Source organism: Mesorhizobium sp. NPDC059054, from assembly GCF_042739215.1.
Taxonomy (GTDB): domain Bacteria; phylum Pseudomonadota; class Alphaproteobacteria; order Rhizobiales; family Rhizobiaceae; genus Mesorhizobium.
The window spans coordinates 338,284-356,820 of sequence record NZ_JBHYHV010000002.1; the positions used below are offsets into that span (position 1 = coordinate 338,284).

General features: G+C 62.1%; 6 protein-coding genes and 1 pseudogene. 6 read left to right on the forward strand and 1 reads right to left on the reverse strand.

The genetic code is table 11. From position 1 onward, the window contains the following. Positions 1 to 15 precede the first annotated feature (15 nt). Positions 16 to 5,490: an alpha-2-macroglobulin family protein gene (locus ACFWXH_RS09450; RefSeq protein ID WP_379119570.1), complete on the reverse strand. Its 5,475-nt coding sequence runs from the start codon at positions 5,488 to 5,490 to the stop codon at positions 16 to 18. Between the two features lie 405 nt (positions 5,491 to 5,895). Between ACFWXH_RS09450 and ACFWXH_RS09455 the strand changes: the two genes are divergently transcribed. The 6 genes and pseudogenes from ACFWXH_RS09455 to ACFWXH_RS09480 form a co-directional block, all read left to right on the forward strand. Next, the gene (locus ACFWXH_RS09455; RefSeq protein WP_379120888.1) at positions 5,896 to 7,728 is read left to right on the forward strand and encodes an autotransporter assembly complex family protein; all 1,833 of its coding nucleotides are present in this window, start codon (positions 5,896 to 5,898) and stop codon (positions 7,726 to 7,728) included. Positions 7,729 to 7,732: 4 nt separating this feature from the next. Continuing rightward, a complete protein-coding gene (locus ACFWXH_RS09460; RefSeq protein WP_379119572.1) occupies positions 7,733 to 11,917 on the forward strand; it encodes a translocation/assembly module TamB domain-containing protein in 4,185 nt (1,394 codons plus the stop codon). Positions 11,918 to 12,207: 290 nt separating this feature from the next. After that, a complete protein-coding gene (locus tag ACFWXH_RS09465) occupies positions 12,208 to 13,863 on the forward strand; it encodes an ABC transporter substrate-binding protein (RefSeq protein WP_379119574.1) in 1,656 nt (551 codons plus the stop codon). A gap of 151 nt (positions 13,864 to 14,014) precedes the next feature. Continuing rightward, positions 14,015 to 15,049 (forward strand): ABC transporter permease, encoded by a 1,035-nt coding sequence (locus tag ACFWXH_RS09470; protein ID WP_379119576.1) that lies wholly within the window; start codon positions 14,015 to 14,017, stop codon positions 15,047 to 15,049. 12 nt (positions 15,050 to 15,061) lie between these two features. Beyond that, positions 15,062 to 16,219, forward strand: coding sequence for an ABC transporter permease (locus tag ACFWXH_RS09475; protein ID WP_379119578.1), 1,158 nt, complete (start codon positions 15,062 to 15,064; stop codon positions 16,217 to 16,219). Positions 16,220 to 16,233: 14 nt separating this feature from the next. Beyond that, positions 16,234 to 18,369: pseudogene (locus ACFWXH_RS09480) on the forward strand (dipeptide ABC transporter ATP-binding protein); the annotation flags it as partial. Between the last annotated feature and the right edge of the window lie 168 nt (positions 18,370 to 18,537).

Here is an 18,537-nt window from a genome sequence, read left to right on the forward strand (position 1 = left end):
CTCGCGGCGCCGGCCTTACGGCGCCTTCACCTCCATCATGCCGGTGGCGGTGCGGGCCGAATATTGCGGCCGGTACATGTCCTCCACACTGGCCGCCGGATGCGCATAGACGCCGGGCGTCACCGCCCGAACCACATAGGCCAGGGTCTTGGTGCGGTCGCCGTCCTCCGCGGCCGGGTCGAAGGCCGCGACGAAACGGTCGTTGCGGAATTCGAGATGCGCGGCATTGGTCTGCGCCAGCCAAGAGAAGTTGGAAAGCTGAGCCGAAGAAACGAGACCCGGATTGTCGATCTCGAAGCCGGCCGGCAGCAGGTCGGTGATGAGCACACGCTGCGGCCAGTCGTTCAGCTCCGATACTTTGAGGACGACGACATAACGCTCGTTCTGCTTGGCCTCGCTGACATTCGCCTCATTGCCGTCGAGCGTGTAGTAGGTGCGCTCGATGGTGAAGCCGTCGCCGCCCGCCGGTAGAGGCTGTGCCGGCGCGGCGATGGTGGTGACGACAGCCTGCAGGCCGTTCTTGCCGGCATTGGCTACGGTCAACGGGCTGTCGAGCAGCGTCTCTCCCGTCATTTCGGTCGAATAGGCACCGCTGTGCGGCTGACCGTTGATGGCGAGCTTGATGGTGTCGTTGCCGTTCTTCAGTGCGCGGGCAGCCAGCAGCATCCAGGCATTGTCCTGGGTGCTCGTCCAATGCTGCACGGCACGCTGCCTTTCGACCAGCTTGACCAGTTCTGGCACCACCGACGGTACGGGTTTGGATTCAGCGGCAAGCGCCAGCATTGCGGCGCCGTCTCGCAGCCCTGAGCCGTAGTCGGAACGGTACCAGTCATAGTTGCTGGTGTTCTTGGCCAGCGTAAGCGCTGCCTGGAACGTAGCCTCCGAACGCTGCGCGTCTCCGTAGAGCGCCAGGGCGGCGGCCAGTTGCGCCACCGCCATCGGACTGGAGAAGGCCTCCAGCTTGGTGTCGGCATAATAGCGCAGGTCGCCGACAGACGCCTTCTTGTTGCGGGCCAAAACGTAGAGCGCGTAGGCGATCTGCGAGCCGCGATCCTGGACGTCCTGATCGTAGCCGAGCGAGTTCTGCAGGTTTGCCAGCGCCTGCGAGATCGCCTGGGCGGGTACGTCGTATTTGGCCTCGCGTGCCCTTGTCAGGAAATCGGTGACGTAGGAATCCAGCCACAGGTCGCCCGAACCCGGGCCCCACAGGCCGAAGCTGCCGCCGGAAGCCTGGTAGCTCAGCACCCTGTAGATCGCTTCCTGCACCCGATCGTGCAGGCCTGGATCGTCCGGGATGCCGTAGCCCTTCGACATTTCGCTCATGTAGAGCAAGGGGAGGGCGCGGCTGGTGGTCTGCTCGGCACAACCATAAGGATAGCGGTCGAGCGACAGGATCAATGACGGCACGTCGAGCGCCGCCGACTGTGATACGCCGACGCTGACCGAGGAACCTTGCAACGTGCTTGCCGCCAGGAGTTCGCTGTCCACGCGCAGTGAAGCTCCATTCTTCAGGTCCACCACAAGACGGACCGGGACGGGAAGCTGGGCGGGACGAACGGGAAGGAACAATGTCTGTTCGGCGGAAGGTCCGCCGTCCTTGGTAAGCTTCACCGTGATGGTGGCATCGCTCGGTGAAACGCCGATCAGCGGCACACTCAACGTCTGACGCTTGCCTTCAGCCAAGGTGAGCTTGGCTGGTACAGCTTCATTGCCGATGGTGATGTCGCCGGTTGTTTCAATGGCGAGCGCATAGTCGCCGGCCGGCGCATCCGTATTGGCGAAGTCAAGCCGCATGGTCGCGGCATCGCCGGGTGCCAGGAAGCGCGGCAGGCCGGCGGTGATGACAATCGGATCGCGAACGATCACGTCGCTCACCGCGTGGCCGACGGCTTCCTTGGTCCATGCCACGGCCATGACGCGCGCGGTGCCGTTGAACTGCGGCAGGTCGAAATCGACGGTGGCCTTGCCTTCGGCATCCAGTTTGACGATGCCCGAGAAGAAGGCGACCAGCTTTTCGGTCGGCGGGCTGCCCTGGCTCTGCATGGCATTGCCGTCGCCGCCGGTGCGCAGCTTGCCGGTGGTGCCGAGCGAGCCGTCGATGAGGCGGCCGTAGAGGTCGCGCAACTCCAGCCCCATCATGCGCTGGCCGAAGAACCAGTTCTCCGGGTCCGGCGCCTTGTAGTTGGTGAGGTTGAGAATGCCGACATCGACGGCGGCCACCATGACATAGGCATCGCTCCCGGGCGCTACTCCGGTCACCGAGACAGGCACGGACAGCGTCTGTCGAGGCTCCATCTTGGCAGGTGGGGCAAGTGCCACGCCGAGCTTCCTGGTGCCTGGATCGATCTTCAGCCATTTCACGCCGATGGCACGAGCCGGCATGCGGCTCTGCTCCGCGTCGCCCGGCCTGTACAGGGTGGCCGTGACATAGGCGCCAGCGCCCCAGTCGTCGGTGACCGGGATATCCACGGTGCCGCCATCCTTGGGGATGCTCACATTGAAGGTTTTGAGGAGGCGGTCGGCGCCGACCGTTACCAGCAGTTCGCCGGCATAATGCGGCGACACTTTCAGCTTGGCGGTGTCGCCGACGGCATAGTCGTCCTTGTCGAGGGCGATCTCCAGACCGTCCGGAGTCTCGGTCGAGGTGGCGCTGACATACCAGCCGCCATCGAACTCGTAGGACGAGGCCGGACCCTCGGGATCGGCCGTTTCGACCTCCAGCCGGTAGCGTCCCCAATCGACCGGCAGCGAGACCGTCGCTTCGCCGTCGGTGGCGATATCGACCTTGCCATTGGCAACGGCCTTGGTGAGGTTCACGGCTTCATAAGCCCAGGAGCCGCCGTTACGGTACCATTGATAATTGCGCTCGACCCTGACCAGCGACCATTGCGCGCCGGCAAGGGCCTTTCGGTTGCCGTCGCGATCCACCGCGATCAGGCTGAATTTGGCGGTGCCGCCCTGCGGCACCTCGTCATTGTCGAAATCTGGTCGGATGCCGATCAGATCGCCTTGCGGGCGCACGGCGAGATCGAGCGAACGCTCGACGGCGCGGCCGCCGGTCTCACGCATGCGCACCGTCACCTTGGCGTTCACCAGTTTGGTGGTGGCCGGCAATTGGTCGATCGCGACAGGGAAGGTTGCCTTGCCATCGTCGCCCACCAGCGGCAGATCGGCCAGCGGTGTCACGGTCGGCTGTGCCGCCTGTTCGTCGGCGAGGCCGAAGGCAAAGCCCTTGAAGCGGTCCCAGTCGCGCGTCACCGACAGCGTCGTCTCGCCTTCCAGCGCAAGCCCGGCCGCCGGCGCGCCGTAGAGGAAGCGGCCATCTACGGTGATGTTGGCGGTCTCTCCCTGGGCGATCTCTTTCTTGTCGGCGCTGAGGTCGAACTCGATGCGATCGGGCACGAAATCCTCGACCAGGAACATATGCGTCGCTACCGCCGCCTGCTTGGGATCGGTATGGATCGACACCGTCCAGGTGCCGCGCATGGCATTGGGTTCCAGCGCCAGATCGACGGCATGGCCACCGGCCGAGGTGCCGTCGCTGACTATGCGGCGCGCTTCAACGCCGTCGGGGCGCGTGAAGATGAAGGTCAACGGCAGGTTCTCAACCGCCTTCGAGGCATCGTCGCGGGCGAGCGCCTGCACGTGCACGTCTTCACCGACGCGGTAGATGCCGCGCTCGGTCCATGCATAGACGTCGAGCGCGCCGGGTGCGGCGCGACCGGCCACGCCGCGGTCCGAAAGATCGAAACCGGCCTTGGCCATGTCGAGGAAGACGAAGTCCTGGTCGCCTTGCTTGGCCATCAGCACCGCCGGCACCATGCCACCTTCGCCACGGGTGAGGCCCGGATTGAAGACTGCGCGGCCTTCGCCATCCGTCGTGGCGGTGCCGAGAATCTCGTTGTTGCGGGCAAGCAGGGTGAGCTCCGCACCCTGGATCGGCTTGGCACTGCCCAGCGAGCGGGCGAAGACGTTGAGGCCGTCCTGGCCGGTGTAGGTTGAAAGGCCGATGTCGGAAACCACGAACCATTGCGTGGCGCGCGAATTGTACTCGTCGCTCTTGTCGTCCACCGGCTGCGCCGTGAGGATATAGACGCCGGGCTTGCGCTGCGGCAGCGCCTCGTCGACCGGGAAGGACGTCGTCACTTCCTTGTTGAGGTCGCCGGCGATCTCCATGCGGCCTTCCCAGATCGGCTGGCCCATCTGCTCCTTGATGTTGGAAAGGTCGTAGCCGTCGAGCTGGCGCAGGAACTGGTAGCCAGAGAGAAGCTGCGCCAGCGAGCGGTCGCCGATGCGGAAGAGCTTCATGTCGGCGGCGTTCATGTTGACGGTGACGACCGGAATGCCGCGGCGTACGCCGGACGGCAGCACGAAGCTGTCGCCGGTGAAGCGGGCGGACGGCGCACGGTCCTGCACATAGATCGACAGCGTTACGGGAGCGGCGGTCACTTCGCCGATGGCGGCGGGAATGCCGGCGCGGAAGACGACGTCATAATGCTGGCCGTGTTCGAGCCCTTCGACGCAGATCTGCTTGTCCTTGGCCTCGACGGCCTTGGGAGCTGCGCCGCCGATGGTGACGAACTGCGCATAGTCCACACCGGTCTTGACCAGTTCTTCGGAGAATTGCGCGCAGATGCGTGGGCTGGAAGTGTCGGCATCGACGGTGTGTTCGACGACACGGAAACCCTTGCGCGCTTTCAGGTCTTCATATTCGGAACGGACCGCCGCGGAATTCTCGAGCGCGAGGCTGGCCTCATAGGCCTGCAGCGCCGGGCGATATTGGTCGCGGCGATCGAGCCCGCCAGCGAGCAGCGCCAGCGCTTCGGCGCGGGCACCTGCAGTGCGCGACAGCTTGTAGCCGAGATAGGCGGCCGAGGTGGCGTTGGATTGCAGCGTCGATTGATTGTCGCTGGAGGCTTCCAGCGTCGCCAGGATCTCGCGTGCCAGTTTGGGCCAAAGCGCTGCATCGTCCGGCATGACCGAAGCCGCGGCTTCGTATTTCTGCATGGCGGTGCGATGATCGCCCGAGAGCGCCGACTGCTCGGCTTCCTGCTCCAAGGTGGTCAGGCCATCCGTGGGCTTGGTGTAGCCCGGGCCGGTCAGGAAATTTCGGTATTGCTGCGCCTGATCGGCCATCCAGGCCGGAAAATAGCTGAGTTCCGCAGGGGCGCCGATGTCCGGAGCGGTGTCGATGGTGACGACCTTGCCGCCGACGGCGCCGGCAAAGGGCTTCAGCGTGTTGAAGTCGGACTTGAGGAAGCACCATTTCGCCTTGGTGTTGTAGGTGAAGGCGCGGCAGGCCGAATCGCCAAGGCAGGTCGTCTTGCACTGATCGAGGGTGAGGTTCTGCTCGGATCGCAGGTCGAAGCCGAAATAATCGGAATTATCCGTTGTCACGATGCGCTTTGTGTCCGCCGCCTGGACGGCGCCGAACGAAGCAAGCAGGAAAAAGAAGAAAATCGGCAGAAAACGAGCCGCGCGCAATGCCATCACACCCTCCTGGCACCTGATAGTCCCCGGCATGTTCAAGCTTCGGCAAGGCTTGTCAACGCTCCCAGCGGCGTGCAAACCGCTGGTTGCAGACATCTTTTGCCGGCCTGTCGCCGGGACATCTTATCTAGGGCACAGATCACACAATTTTGCGACTGCACAAAAGGTGTGTATTCCAAGCCCGGTACAATTCGGACAATTGAACTGTGGCCGCATTGTGAGTTTACGAGGACTTCACACGTTCATTCCAATTTTAGCATTTGGGTGCATTGGGAGGACAGAGTCTGGATTCGAGGGCAGGTTGAGTAGATGCCTGTTGTGGTGAGGCGTTGTTTGTTGGAGTGCACGTCCTGGCGTGCGCTTTCGCGCGCCCTGCTTTTGGCCACGCTCAGCGTCTCCGCCATCATGATCGAGGGGCGAAGCGCCTCGGCTTTCGAATTGTTCGGAATCAAGCTCTGGGGTTCCGAAGAGGAAACAGACGAGGCGATCACCGATCCCTTGCGCTACACCGTGACCATCGAAGCTCCGGACGCTGACGACGACCTGAAGGAAAAACTGGAGACTGTCTCCAGCCTGAAGAACGACGAAGAACGCCCGGTGTCCGGTTCGCTCGGTCTGATGACCAAGGCGCGCGGGGATCGCGAGCAACTGGTTGCTGCGCTCTATGAAGATGCCCGCTACGAAGGTGTCGTCGACATCGCCATTGCCGGCAAGTCGCTGGACGACTTGCCGCCCGACGCCGAATTCAAGGGGCAACAACCTGTACCGGTGACGATCACCGTAAGGCCAGGCCAGAAATTCACACTCGGAGACATCCGTTTGAAGGGCGATGCCGCCGGCATGGCGAGTGCGGATTTCGGCCTGATCTCTGGTGGTGACGCGAGTTCCGGTGCAGTGCTGAAAGCCGAAGCGCGGCTCGTCAAGGCGTTGAAGGACGAGGGCAGACCGCTGGCCAAGGTCACCGATCGCGAAGTCGTGGCCGACCATGATGGGGGGCGGCTCGATGTGACGCTGACCGTCGAAGCCGGTCCGGTCGCGGGTATCGGCCAGACGACCGTCGAAGGCACCGAGGCGGTGGATCCCGAATTCACCGAATACATGACGGGCTTGAAGCGCGGCGAGCGCTATTCGCCGAAGCAGATCGAGGACGCTCGCGATCGTCTGCTTGGGCTGGAGGTCTTCAACAGCGTCTCGCTGAAGGAAGGCGACAAGCTCGATGCCGACGGCAATATCCCGATCGATGTCGAGGTCAGCGAACGCAAGCCGCGTTATCTTGGCGTCGGCGGTACCTTCTCCAACACCGAGGGCCTCGGGCTGGAAGGCTATTGGGGCCACCGCAACCTGTTTGGTCGCGCCGAGAAGCTGCGCATCGAAGGGGCGATCAGCGGCATCGGCGCCAACGCCCTCGGCGAGTTGAACTATAATGCCGGCATCATGTTCGAGAAACCGGGTGTGGTCGGGCCAGCCTCGAAGTTCTTCGCCAATCTGAAAACGGTGTACGAGCATCCCGACGCCTATGACCGCTTCTCGACCAAGGGCGGCGTGGGACTGTCCTACGAACTGGACAAGCGGCAGACGGTATCGGCTGAGATTTCGCTCGATTATTCGAAGATCACCGACAGTTTCGGCAAGCATGACTACCTGATCGCCAGCGTGCCGCTGCAATATGTCTTTGACAATCGCGACAACAAGCTGAACCCGAAGAGCGGCTTCAGGTTTTTGGCCTATGCCGAGCCGAGCTACGATCTCCTGAACGGCGCCACCTTCGTGAAATTGCGCGGTGAGGGCAGCGCCTATCAAGCAGTCGACAGCGGGGGCCGCTTCGTGCTCGCCGGTCGCGCTGCCATCGGTTCGATTGTCGGTGCAAGCCTTCAGGACGTTCCGGCCGACCGGCGTTTCTACGCGGGCGGTGGCGGTTCGGTACGTGGTTATGCCTATCAGGGCATCGGTCCGAAGGACATCAACGGCCAACCAATCGGCGGTCTGTCCTATTTCGAGACCTCAGCCGAAATGCGCATCGGCATCACAGATACGATCGGCATCGTACCGTTTGTTGATGCCGGTACGGTTTCCACCGAGCAATTCCCCGATTTCTCCAATATGAAGGTCGGCGCCGGTGTCGGTCTGCGCTACATCACGCCGTTCGGGCCGCTGCGCATCGACGGCGCAGTACCATTGAACCGGGAACCAGGCGACCCTCGCTTCGGCATCTATGCCGGTATCGGCCAGGCGTTCTGACGGTATGGCGAAGTTATTCAAACGCGCATTGCGTATCTTTCTCTATGTGGTGGCGGTTATCGTTGCCGCGGCGCTAGGTGCCTTGATCGTGTTCACCACGACCGAGCGCGGCCGCGACAATCTCGCAGGCCTGATCTCATCGATGGCCTCGTCGCCGGAGAGCAAGGTGACGGTCGCCGGCATCGACGGCATCTGGTCGGGTGCGCTCAGGGTCGATCACGTCGTGCTGGAGGACAGCAAAGGCCCATGGCTTGTGCTGCGTCAGGTGGCGGTGGACTGGTCGCCGCTTGCGCTGCTGACAAAGACATTCAGCGCAGACCGCGTCGCGGTCGGACGCATCGAAGCGGCGCGGCTTCCGGTGTCCGAGGGCGAGCCGAAGCGCGATACCGAAGGTGGTGGTGGCCTGCCGGTGTCCGTTGACATCAAGGCGATCGAGCTGCCCGATATCGCGCTCGGCGAAGCGCTGGCCGGCGCAGGTGTCGCGCAATTGGCTGCCAAAGGGTCCCTCAAGGCCGATGCTTCGCCACTTGCGGTGGCGGCCAAGCTCAATGTCGCGCGCAACGATGGCAAGCAGGGTACTGTCGATGCGACCGTCGATTTCGCACCGGCCGACAACAAACTCGATCTCGACGTGAAGGCATCGGAACCTGCAGGCGGGATCCTCGCCAACCTGCTGCAGTTGCCAGGTGATCCGGCGGTCGACATCACTCTTGCCGGAAAAGGTTCGCTGGCGGACTGGAATGGTGCCGGCAGCTTCAGCGTCGACGGCCAGGTGGTCACGCAACTGACCGGCCGCAATCAGCAGACTGAAAAGGGCAATCGCATCGAGGCAAAGGGCGACGGCGATTTTGCCCGCTTCCTGCCTGAACGGTTCAAGCCGCTACTCGCCGGTCAGACGGATTTTGCCTTCACCGGCACCGCCACCAAGACCGGTGGCGTGGAGATCGAGCAGGCACAGATCAACAGCAATGCCGTGCGCGGCACGGCCGCCGGCCACATCGATCCCAAGGGTGCCACAGACTTTTCGCTCCAGTTCAACTCGGTTGGCCCGACGCTGCCGCTGGCGCTCGGCAGCAAGGAAAGTCCGATCGACATCGAGATGAAATCTGCGTCGCTGCGTGCTTTCGGCGAAGGCAGTGCGCCGATGCTTGATATCGGTGCCTCGCTGGCCAAGGTCACGACAACCGTCACCAAGTTCGAGAACATCGACCTGACGATCCATTCCGACAATTTCGACGTTGCCAACCGTGTCGGGCCGATGACCGGCTCGCTGACCGTCGACAAGATCGGGTTGGACAATCCCACCATTGCTCCGCTGATCGCCGGCAAGATCCGGGCAGATGTCGCCGGCAGCCTGGCCAAGGAAACCATCAATGTCGACAAGGGCTCCATCCGCTCGGATACGCTGGTCGGCGATTTCAACGGCAAGATGGCCCTTGTCGATGGTTCGATCGAACTGAACGTCAAGGCGGATGCCGCTTCGTCGGCATTGCCTGCGGCCGCACGGCCGGTGCTTGGCGAACGTGCCGTGCTGTCGGCGGCGATCCGACGCGATGCCAAAGGCACCGTGACGGCGGATTCCATTGCGCTGGAGTCCGGAGCCGTGTCCGCCAGCGGTAGTGCCAGCCTGCATGAAGGCCAGATCGTTGCCGAACTCAAGGGTGCGCTGGCCGACCTCTCGCTGCTTTCCAAGGAAGCCAAGGGCTCGATCGGCCTTTCGGTCACAGCGAAAGGTGTCATGGTCGCCCCCGATGTTTCGGTATCGCTGAGCGGAGACAAGCTCGAGGTCGCGGGGCGTGAAATCAGCGGATTGAATCTTGCCGCAACCGGCAGGGCTGATGTTGCCAACCCTGCTGCCGACGTCACGCTGTCTGCCACGGTTGCCGGGCAACCACTTCAGGGCAAGGCGGTGCTCAAGACGGACAGTGGCCAGCGCCGTATCGACGGGCTGAAGCTTGCGTTGGGCAACAACGGCATCGCCGGCGATCTCGTTCTCGACGAAGCTTTCCTCCCGGAAGGAACGGTGACGATCGACTTGCCCGACATCGGGCCGCTGGCGGCGTTGGCGCTGGAAAAGGCGGAAGGCGATGTGCGTGGCACCGTCCGTTTCGCCAAGCGCGACGGCGTGCCTGAAGTGGCGCTGCAGGCCAAGGCCGGTGTCAAGCGTGGTGATCTGGTCGCCAGGAACGTGGCAATCGATGCGCTGGTGGCCAACTACGCGGCAGCACCCGCGGTCTCCGGCACCGTCCGCGCGGATGCGGTCACTTCCGGCACGACGACTGTCACCGGTATCGCCATCGACCTGAAGCGTGATGGCGAATGGACCGGCTTTTCCGGCGGAGCCACCGTCAAGGATATCCCAGCCAAGGCAGCCGGACGCGTGAAATCGACCGGCGGCGTGACCACGCTCGAACTGACCTCCGGCCAAGCCGTGATCCGTGGCCTCAAGGCGGTGATCCCCGAACTTTCGACCATTACCGTCGCCAATGGCACGACGACGATCCGGAAGCTGGTGGTCGGTGTCGACAGCGGCCGCGCAACGATCACCGGTACTGCAGGCAAGGCTCTCGACATCGATGTAGCCTTGGCCAATCTGCCCGTTGCCGCCGCCAATTCGTTCTCGCCGGGGCTTGGCGCCGCCGGCACGGTGTCCGGCACGGCCAAGGTCACCGGCGCTGCTTCTGCGCCTTCGGTCACCTACAACATCAAGGCCAGTGGGCTCGGAGTTGCGGCGACACGCGATGCCGGCATCGGCGCAATCAACATTGCATCCGGCGGCACCTTTGCGGCCAACAAACTTACCTTCAATGCCGATATCGGTGGTGGGGCCGGGTTGGCGCTGAAGGGTGGTGGTTCCGTGACCACCGCCGGTACGCCCAATCTATCGGTGGATATTGCCGGCAACGTGCCCTTCGAACTGCTGGCGCGCAAGCTTGCGGAACAGGGACTTTCCCTGACGGGTGGTGCAAATGTCTCGGTACAGGTGCGTGGTCCAGCCACCAAGCCGGTGATCGCCGGTTCGGTTCGCTCGTCCGGGGCACGCATCCTTGATGCCAACACCGGACTTGGCATCAAGGACATCACGCTCGACATCGGCATGGCCAACGGGATCGCGACGATCAACCGGCTTACTGGCACCCTCTCGACTCGCGGTACGCTGTCCGCGGGCGGCACGGTTGGCATCGATGCCGCGAAGGGCTTTCCTGCTGATCTGTCGATCAAGCTGGTCGACGGCCGCTACACCGACGGCCGCATCGTGACGGCGAATCTCGGTGGCGACCTCACCATCAAGGGGCCACTGGCGACGGCGCCGGTGGTCGCGGGAACGATCAATCTCGGCAAGGTCGTCGTCACCGTACCGGAGCGGTTGCCGACCTCGCTGTCGACCCTGAACATCAAGCGCAAGGACGCGCCGGCGGCGGTCAGGGCGCAGGACAAGGCGCTCCGTCCTTCCGGTGGCAGCAGTGGCGGTAGCAGCGGAAGCGGAGGCCTTACACTCGACGTCACCGTCAATGCGCCCAACCAGATCTTCGTGATGGGGCGCGGGCTCGATGCCGAACTCGGCGGCAATCTGCGCCTCGCCGGGCCCGCCTCCGCGCCGCAAGCGGTCGGCAAGTTCACGCTGCAGCGCGGGCGGCTGTCCATTCTTGGCAAGCGCCTGACCTTCACGGAAGGTACACTGACCTTCTCCGGTTCTCTGGTGCCGTATCTCAACATGGTGGCCGAATCGAGCGCCGGCGATGCTACAGTGACGATCACTGTCTCGGGGGAGGCGACCAATCCGAAGTTCTCGTTCTCCTCGGTGCCGGCGCTGCCGGAGGACGAGGTGCTGGCACGGCTGATCTTCGGCCGATCGATGTCCAATCTGTCGCCGCTGCAGATCGCTCAGCTTGCGGAAGCGGCAGCGCAGCTCAGCGGCGTCGGCGGCTCCACTTCACTTTTAGAGAAGCTGCGCGGCAAGCTGGGTGTCGACGATCTCGACGTCACCACCGACGATCAGGGCGGAACGGCTGTGTCGGCCGGCAAATACCTCAACGATCGCACCTATCTGAATATCCAGAAGGGTGAGAAGCCGGGTTCAGGCAAGGCGCGCATCGACTTCAATGTCGGCAAGGGCGTCAAGCTGCGCGGCGAAGCCTCGGATGATGGCGAGGCCAAGGGCGGTATCTTCTACGAAAAGGAATACTAGGCCGCCGCTCTTGGCGTGACGGGGCGGGTGGACCGACGATGCGGTGGAACTGGTGCTGCCACAGCATTGCCAATTGTATCATTACAGAAATGCACGCGGTTTACGCAAAACCGGTGGGCGTCTGTTTTTTGCCCTCGATAGCAAATTTCCGCCAAGATTGTCGCTATTGCGCCAGTTGCTCCCATTTCAAAGTTGCACTCTTGCTGCGAGTTCTCACACTGATCGTTCTTTGACAACGGCGGTCAGGTGCGGAATGTTAAAAGGCGAAAAGCCAATAATGGGAGCTAGTCATGACAATTTATGAAAGCAATGGCGATCGCGTTCCGGATCATATCCTGGCGATGGCCGAAGAGGCCAAGGCCGGTGGCATCGACCGTCGCGAGTTCCTGGCCATGGCGAGCATCTTCGGTGCTTCGACTGCCATGGCGTACGGCCTGTTGGGCATAGCCGCGCCGACGCCTGCCCAGGCTCAGGAGACGCCGAAGAAGGGCGGTGTCCTGAAGGTCGCGATGAACATCAAGGATCCCAAGGATCCGCGCACCGCAGACTGGTCAGAAATCTCCAATGCCGAACGCCAGGCGCTGGAGCCGCTGGTGAAATACACTAAGGAATACACGTTCGAACCGTATCTGCTTGAGAAGTGGGAAATCAACGACGATGCCACGGAGTATACGCTCCATGTGCGTCCGGGCGTTGAGTGGAACAATGGCGACAAGTTCACGGCCGACGACGTGATCTACAATTTGACCCGCTGGGCCGACAAGGCCGCGGAAGGTAACTCGATGCCGGGCCGTCTCGGCAGCCTGGTCGACGAGAAGACCAAGAAACTGCGCGAAGGCTCGGTCGAGAAAGTCGACGACATGACGGTCAAGCTGAAGCTGACCACGCCGGACATCGCCATCATCGCCAACATGACCGACTATCCTGCACTCGTCGTGCACAAGACGTTCGATGAAAAGGGCGCCAACTTCAAGAATTGCCCGATCGGCACCGGTCCGTTCGAGCTCGTCTCCTACGATGTCGGCCAGAAGGTCGTTTACAAGCGCCGCGAAACCGGCAAATGGTGGGGTGGCGAGGCACTGCTCGATGGCGTCGAATTCATCGACTACGGCACCGACCCGGCTGCCACCGTCGCGGCTTTCGAATCGGGCGAGGTGCACACCAACCACGAGACGACTGCCGACTACATCAAGATCATCGCCGATGTCGGTGCGCCAGCCTCGGAAGTGGTGACGGCCGCCACCGTGTGCTCCCGCTTCAACGTCAAGGCGAAGCCCTATGACGACCAGAAGGTGCGTCAGGCGATGTGCCTGGCCGTCGACAACGCGATCGTTTTGCAGCTCGGCTACGGCAATGCCGGCACGGTTGCCGAGAACCACCACGTTGCGCCGATCCATCCGGAATATGTGGAACTGCCCAAGATCAAGCGCGATCCGGCCAAGGCCAAGCAGATGCTGCAGGACGCCGGCGCTCTCGACTTCGAGCATGAGCTGATCAGCAACGACGAGGACTATCACAAGAACACCACCGACGCGATTGCAGCGCAGTTGCGCGAGGCTGGCATCAAGGTGAAGCGCACGGTCCTGCCGAGCTCGACCTTCTGGAACGACTGGACGAAATATCCCTTCTCGGAAACCAACTGGAACATGCGCCCGCTGGGTATCCAGGTGATCGCCATTGCCTATCGCACCGGCGAAGCCTGGAACGAAACGGCCTATGCCAACCCGGATTTCGACAAGAAGGTGAATGAGGCGCTTTCGATCGCGGATGCCGAGAAGCGCAAGGGCGTGATGAAGGATATCGAGCAGACGCTGCAGGATTCCGGCATCATCATTCAGCCCTACTGGCGCAAGCTCTACATCAACATCAAGCCCGAGGTGAAGAACCACTCGATGCACCCCACCTACGAGCACGACTTCGGCAAGGTCTGGCTCGAGCAGGCTTGATTGATTGTTCGACGGGGACGGGAGATACCAATCTTCCGCCCCCGTGGCATCGCCGGCGCGGCGCCCCTTGTCGCGACGGCCTTAAATCACAAAAGATTTTTGACACAGGGTTGATCGCTTCTGACCCCAACCCGGCCGGCAGGGGGACGCAATGCTCTCATTTATAGCCAGACGCATCGGCACGATTCTTTTGACCATGCTGTGCCTGACGCTGGTCGTTTTCTTTCTGGTGAATCTCGAACCGAATCTGAAGAAGCTGGCGATCAGCCAGACCGAGATGCACACGCCGCCAGAACAGTTGGAAAGCTGGTTGGTCAACCATGGCTACCGGCAGAATTTCTTTGTTCGTTATGGGCATTGGCTGGGCGTTCTCAAGATGGAGCCAATGGTCGATCCTGCGACCGGTAAGGCTTCCCAGCGTTTCTCGTTCTGCAACGATCCGGTCGAGCCGGCTTACTCCGGCGTGCTGCAAGGCAATTTCGGCTGCTCGACCAAATTCAAGACCACGGTTGCCGCCAAACTGTTTCCAGCGCTGCGCGCAACAGGCATCCTGATGTTCTGGGTGCTGGTGGTGATGGTACCGGTGTCGCTGCTCATAGGCATCCTGGCCGGCATGCGAGAGGGCTCGCGCACGGACCGTGTATTGTCAGTGGCGTCCATCGCGACAACAGCCACGCCTGAATATGTCTCGGGCGTCATCTTTACCGTGATCTTCGCGTCCTGGCTCGGCTGGCTGAACGGTTCTGCGGCGTCAGCGGCGCAAGGCATCACTTTCTACAATTTCACGCTGCCGGTGATCACGCTTGCGATCTACGGCATTGGCTACATCGCACGCATGACGCGGGCGTCGATGGTCGAGGTGATGACGCAGCAGTACATCCGCACCGCGCGCCTGAAAGGCCTGTCCTTCTCCAGCGTGGTCATGAAGCACGCACTGCGCAACGCACTGATCGCGCCATTCACCGTCATCATGCTGCAGTTTCCGTGGCTGCTGACCGGCGTCGTCATCGTCGAGACGATGTTCCGCTATCAGGGCTTCGGCTACACGCTGGTGGAGGCTGCCGGCAACAATGACATCGACCTTCTGCTTGGCTGCTCGCTGGTCTCGGTGTTCATCGTGCTGATCACCCAGCTGATCTCGGATGTCGGCTATGCATATCTCAATCCGCGCATCCGTGTGCAGTAGGGAGGGCGAGCGATGCAGATCGAATATATCGGTGCCTTCAACATCATCGTCGGCGTGCTTGTGCGGTTCTGGCCGGTATGGCTGGCGCTGGCCATCGTGCTGGGCGCCAGCTTCGCCTACAAGAAACGGCTTGGCCTCTATGGCCAACTCTTCGACAGCAGTGTCGGCATAGCTGGTGTCGTTATCTGCCTGTTCTGGCTGTTCACGGCGATCTTCGCCTCGACTGTCGCTCCTTTCGATCCACTCGCCCAGATCCCGGTGATGAAGGACGCGCTGCCCGGAGCCATCGAGCCTGCCTCCAAGGGCGTGTTCCTGTTCGGTGGCGACAAGCTCGCGCGCGATATCTTCTCGCGCATGGTCTATGGCAGCCAGATCGTGCTGATCATTGCACCTGCTGCTACCGGTTTCGCGCTGATGGTCGGTATCACTCTCGGCCTGCCGGCTGGTTACTATGGTGGCAAGATCGATACCGTGCTGTCGTTCCTGGCCAACCTGGTTTTGGCCTTCCCGGTGATCCTGCTGTTCTACCTGCTCGTCACGCCGGGCATCATGGACACGCCGATCCCCTATGGGATGGCGGGACTGTTCTTCCTGTTCCCGATCATCTTCTTCTGCACGCTATTCTGGACACGTTACAAGAACCGACCTGATCGGCTCTACCTGCTGCTTGGGCTGACGCTGGTGCTCGGCGGCTGGATCTATATCGGCCTGGTATTCGATGCCGATCCACTCAGGATCGTGCACATCGACCCTAACCAGCTCAATATCTTCGTGGCGGTGGTGTTCGCGTCTTCGCCCGGTGTGTTCCGTATCGTTCGTGGCCTCACCATGGACATCAAGACGCGCGACTACGTGGCGGCAGCCCAGACGCGTGGCGAGACGCCCTGGTACATCATGCTATGGGAAATCCTGCCCAATGCGCGCGGACCGCTGATCGTCGATGCATGCCTGCGCATCGGCTACACCACCATCCTGCTCGGTACGTTGGGTTACTTCGGTCTCGGTCTCGCGCCGGAAAGCCCGGACTGGGGAACCGCGATCAAGGACGCCAGCCGCCTGCTGCGCTCCTTCATCCACCCCGCATTGCCGCCGACGATCGCGCTGATGTCGTTCGTGCTGGGATTGAACCTGCTCGCCGACTCGCTGCGTGAACAATCAATGAAAGACTAGTGGAGGGCGACGCCATGAACGAAGCCGTAAAAGCCACGAACACAGCCAATGCCCAGCCGATCATCGAGATCGAGAATCTCTCGATTTCGTTCTTCACCCGTAAGGGGGAGATACCGGCGGTCATGGATTTTTCCTGCACGGTGATGCCGGGAGAAGCCATGGGCATCGTCGGCGAGAGCGGTTGCGGCAAGTCGACCGTGTCGCTCGGCATCATGCGCGACCTGTCCAATGTCGGCAGGATCGTCGGCGGGCGGATCAAGTTCCAGGGCAAGGACATGGGCGAGATGACCGAGGAGGAGCTTCGCTCCATCCGCGGCAACAAGATCGCCATGATCTATCAGGAGCCGATGGCCTCGCTGAACCCGGCCATGAAGATCGGCCAGCAATTGATGGAAGTGCCTCTCATCCACGACAAGGTGTCGAAGGACGAGGCCTACCAGCGCTCGCTTGAGATGGTGCGCGCGGTAAAGCTGCCTGATCCGGAGCGCATGATGCGCTCCTATCCGCACCAGCTTTCCGGCGGCCAGCAGCAGCGCATCGTCATTGCCATGGCGCTTTTGTCGAAGCCGGCGCTGCTTTTGCTCGACGAACCGACCACCGCGCTCGACGTGACGGTGGAAGCCGGCATCGTCGAACTGGTGAAGGGACTCGGCCAGCGGTTCGGCACGTCGATGATCTTCGTGTCGCACAATCTCGGACTGATCCTGGAAACCTGCGACAAGATCACGGTGATGTATTCGGGCGAGGCGGTTGAAACAGGCAAGATCGAGGACGTGTTCGACCGCATGCGGCATCCCTATACGCAGGGACTGTTCCGTTCGATCCCGTTGCCCGGTGCCGACAAGAATGAACGGCCCCTCATCGCCATTCCCGGCCAATTGCCGCTGCCGCACGAGCGTCCGAAGGGCTGCAATTTCGGACCGCGCTGCCACCACTTCGTCGAAGGTGTGTGCAACGCCGCCGAAATCCCGATGATCGATGTCGAAGGCCACGAAGGGCATTTCTCGCGTTGCGTGCGCTTCAACGAGATCGACTGGACGGCACTGCCACCAGGCGCCAAGAAAGCCGCGGAACCGGTCAAGCCCGGCGCCCCCGTGCTCAAGATCGACGATTTGAAGAAATACTATCATGTCGGCGCCGGCGGAGTGTTCGGCGGCGGTGAAGGCCGCACGGTCAAGGCCAACGAGACGATCAGCTTCGAAGCGCGTGAAAGCGAGACCGTCGCCATCGTCGGCGAAAGCGGCTGCGGAAAGTCGACGCTGGCCAAGGTCTTGCTCGGATTGGAGACCGCAAGCTCTGGCAAGGTGACGCTCGGCAACAGCGAAATCCAGTCCACCGGCATCGAGAAGCGTAATGTCGACACGGTTTCCGCCATCCAGATGGTGTTCCAGAATCCATTCGACACGCTGAATCCCAGCCACACGGTTGGCTCCCAGATCATCCGGACACTGGAAAAGTTCAAGGTCGGCAAGACGGTTGCCGATCGCAAGCAGCGCATGCTGGAACTGCTCGACCTCGTGAAGCTGCCGAGGGCCTTTGCCGAGCGCAAGCCACGGCAGCTCTCCGGCGGACAGAAACAGCGCATTGGCGTGGCGCGAGCCTTTGCGGGTTCGGCCAAGGTGGTCGTGGCGGACGAACCGGTATCGGCGCTCGACGTTTCGGTGCAGGCGGCCGTCACCGAACTGTTGATGGATATCCAGCGCAAGAACAAGACGACGATGCTCTTCATCAGCCACGATCTGTCGGTGGTGCGCTATATCGCCGACCGTGTCGTCGTCATGTATCTCGGCCATATCGTGGAGCAGGGCACGACCGATCAGATATTCTCGCCGCCCTATCACCCCTATACGGAAGCGCTGTTGTCGGCGATCCCGATCGCCGACACCTCGGTGGTGAAGAAGCATATCGTGCTGGAGGGCGACATTCCCTCGGCCATGAATCCGCCGACCGGATGCCCGTTCCAGACACGCTGCCGCTACAAACATCTTGTGCCCGATGGCCGCTGCGAGAAGGAAGTGCCGCCGCTGAAGGACCTTGGCGATGGCCACAGGTCGCTGTGCTGGCTCTCCGATGAGGTTCTGGCGACCATGGAACCGGTGATCCGCTTCGACAAGGAGCATGCGGCGCTCGAAGGCGTTCCAGATGATGCGGCAGCGGTGATCGACGCAGATCATGCCTCCGCAACCGGTGCGGGCAAGCGAGTGCGCAAGACCGCCGCTGCCAGCAAGCCCGTCAAGACGGCGAAGAAGACCCAGGCGGTTGAACCCCCGGTGGAAGTGGTTGCTGCAAAAAAAACCGTGACCGGGAAAGCCTCCTCC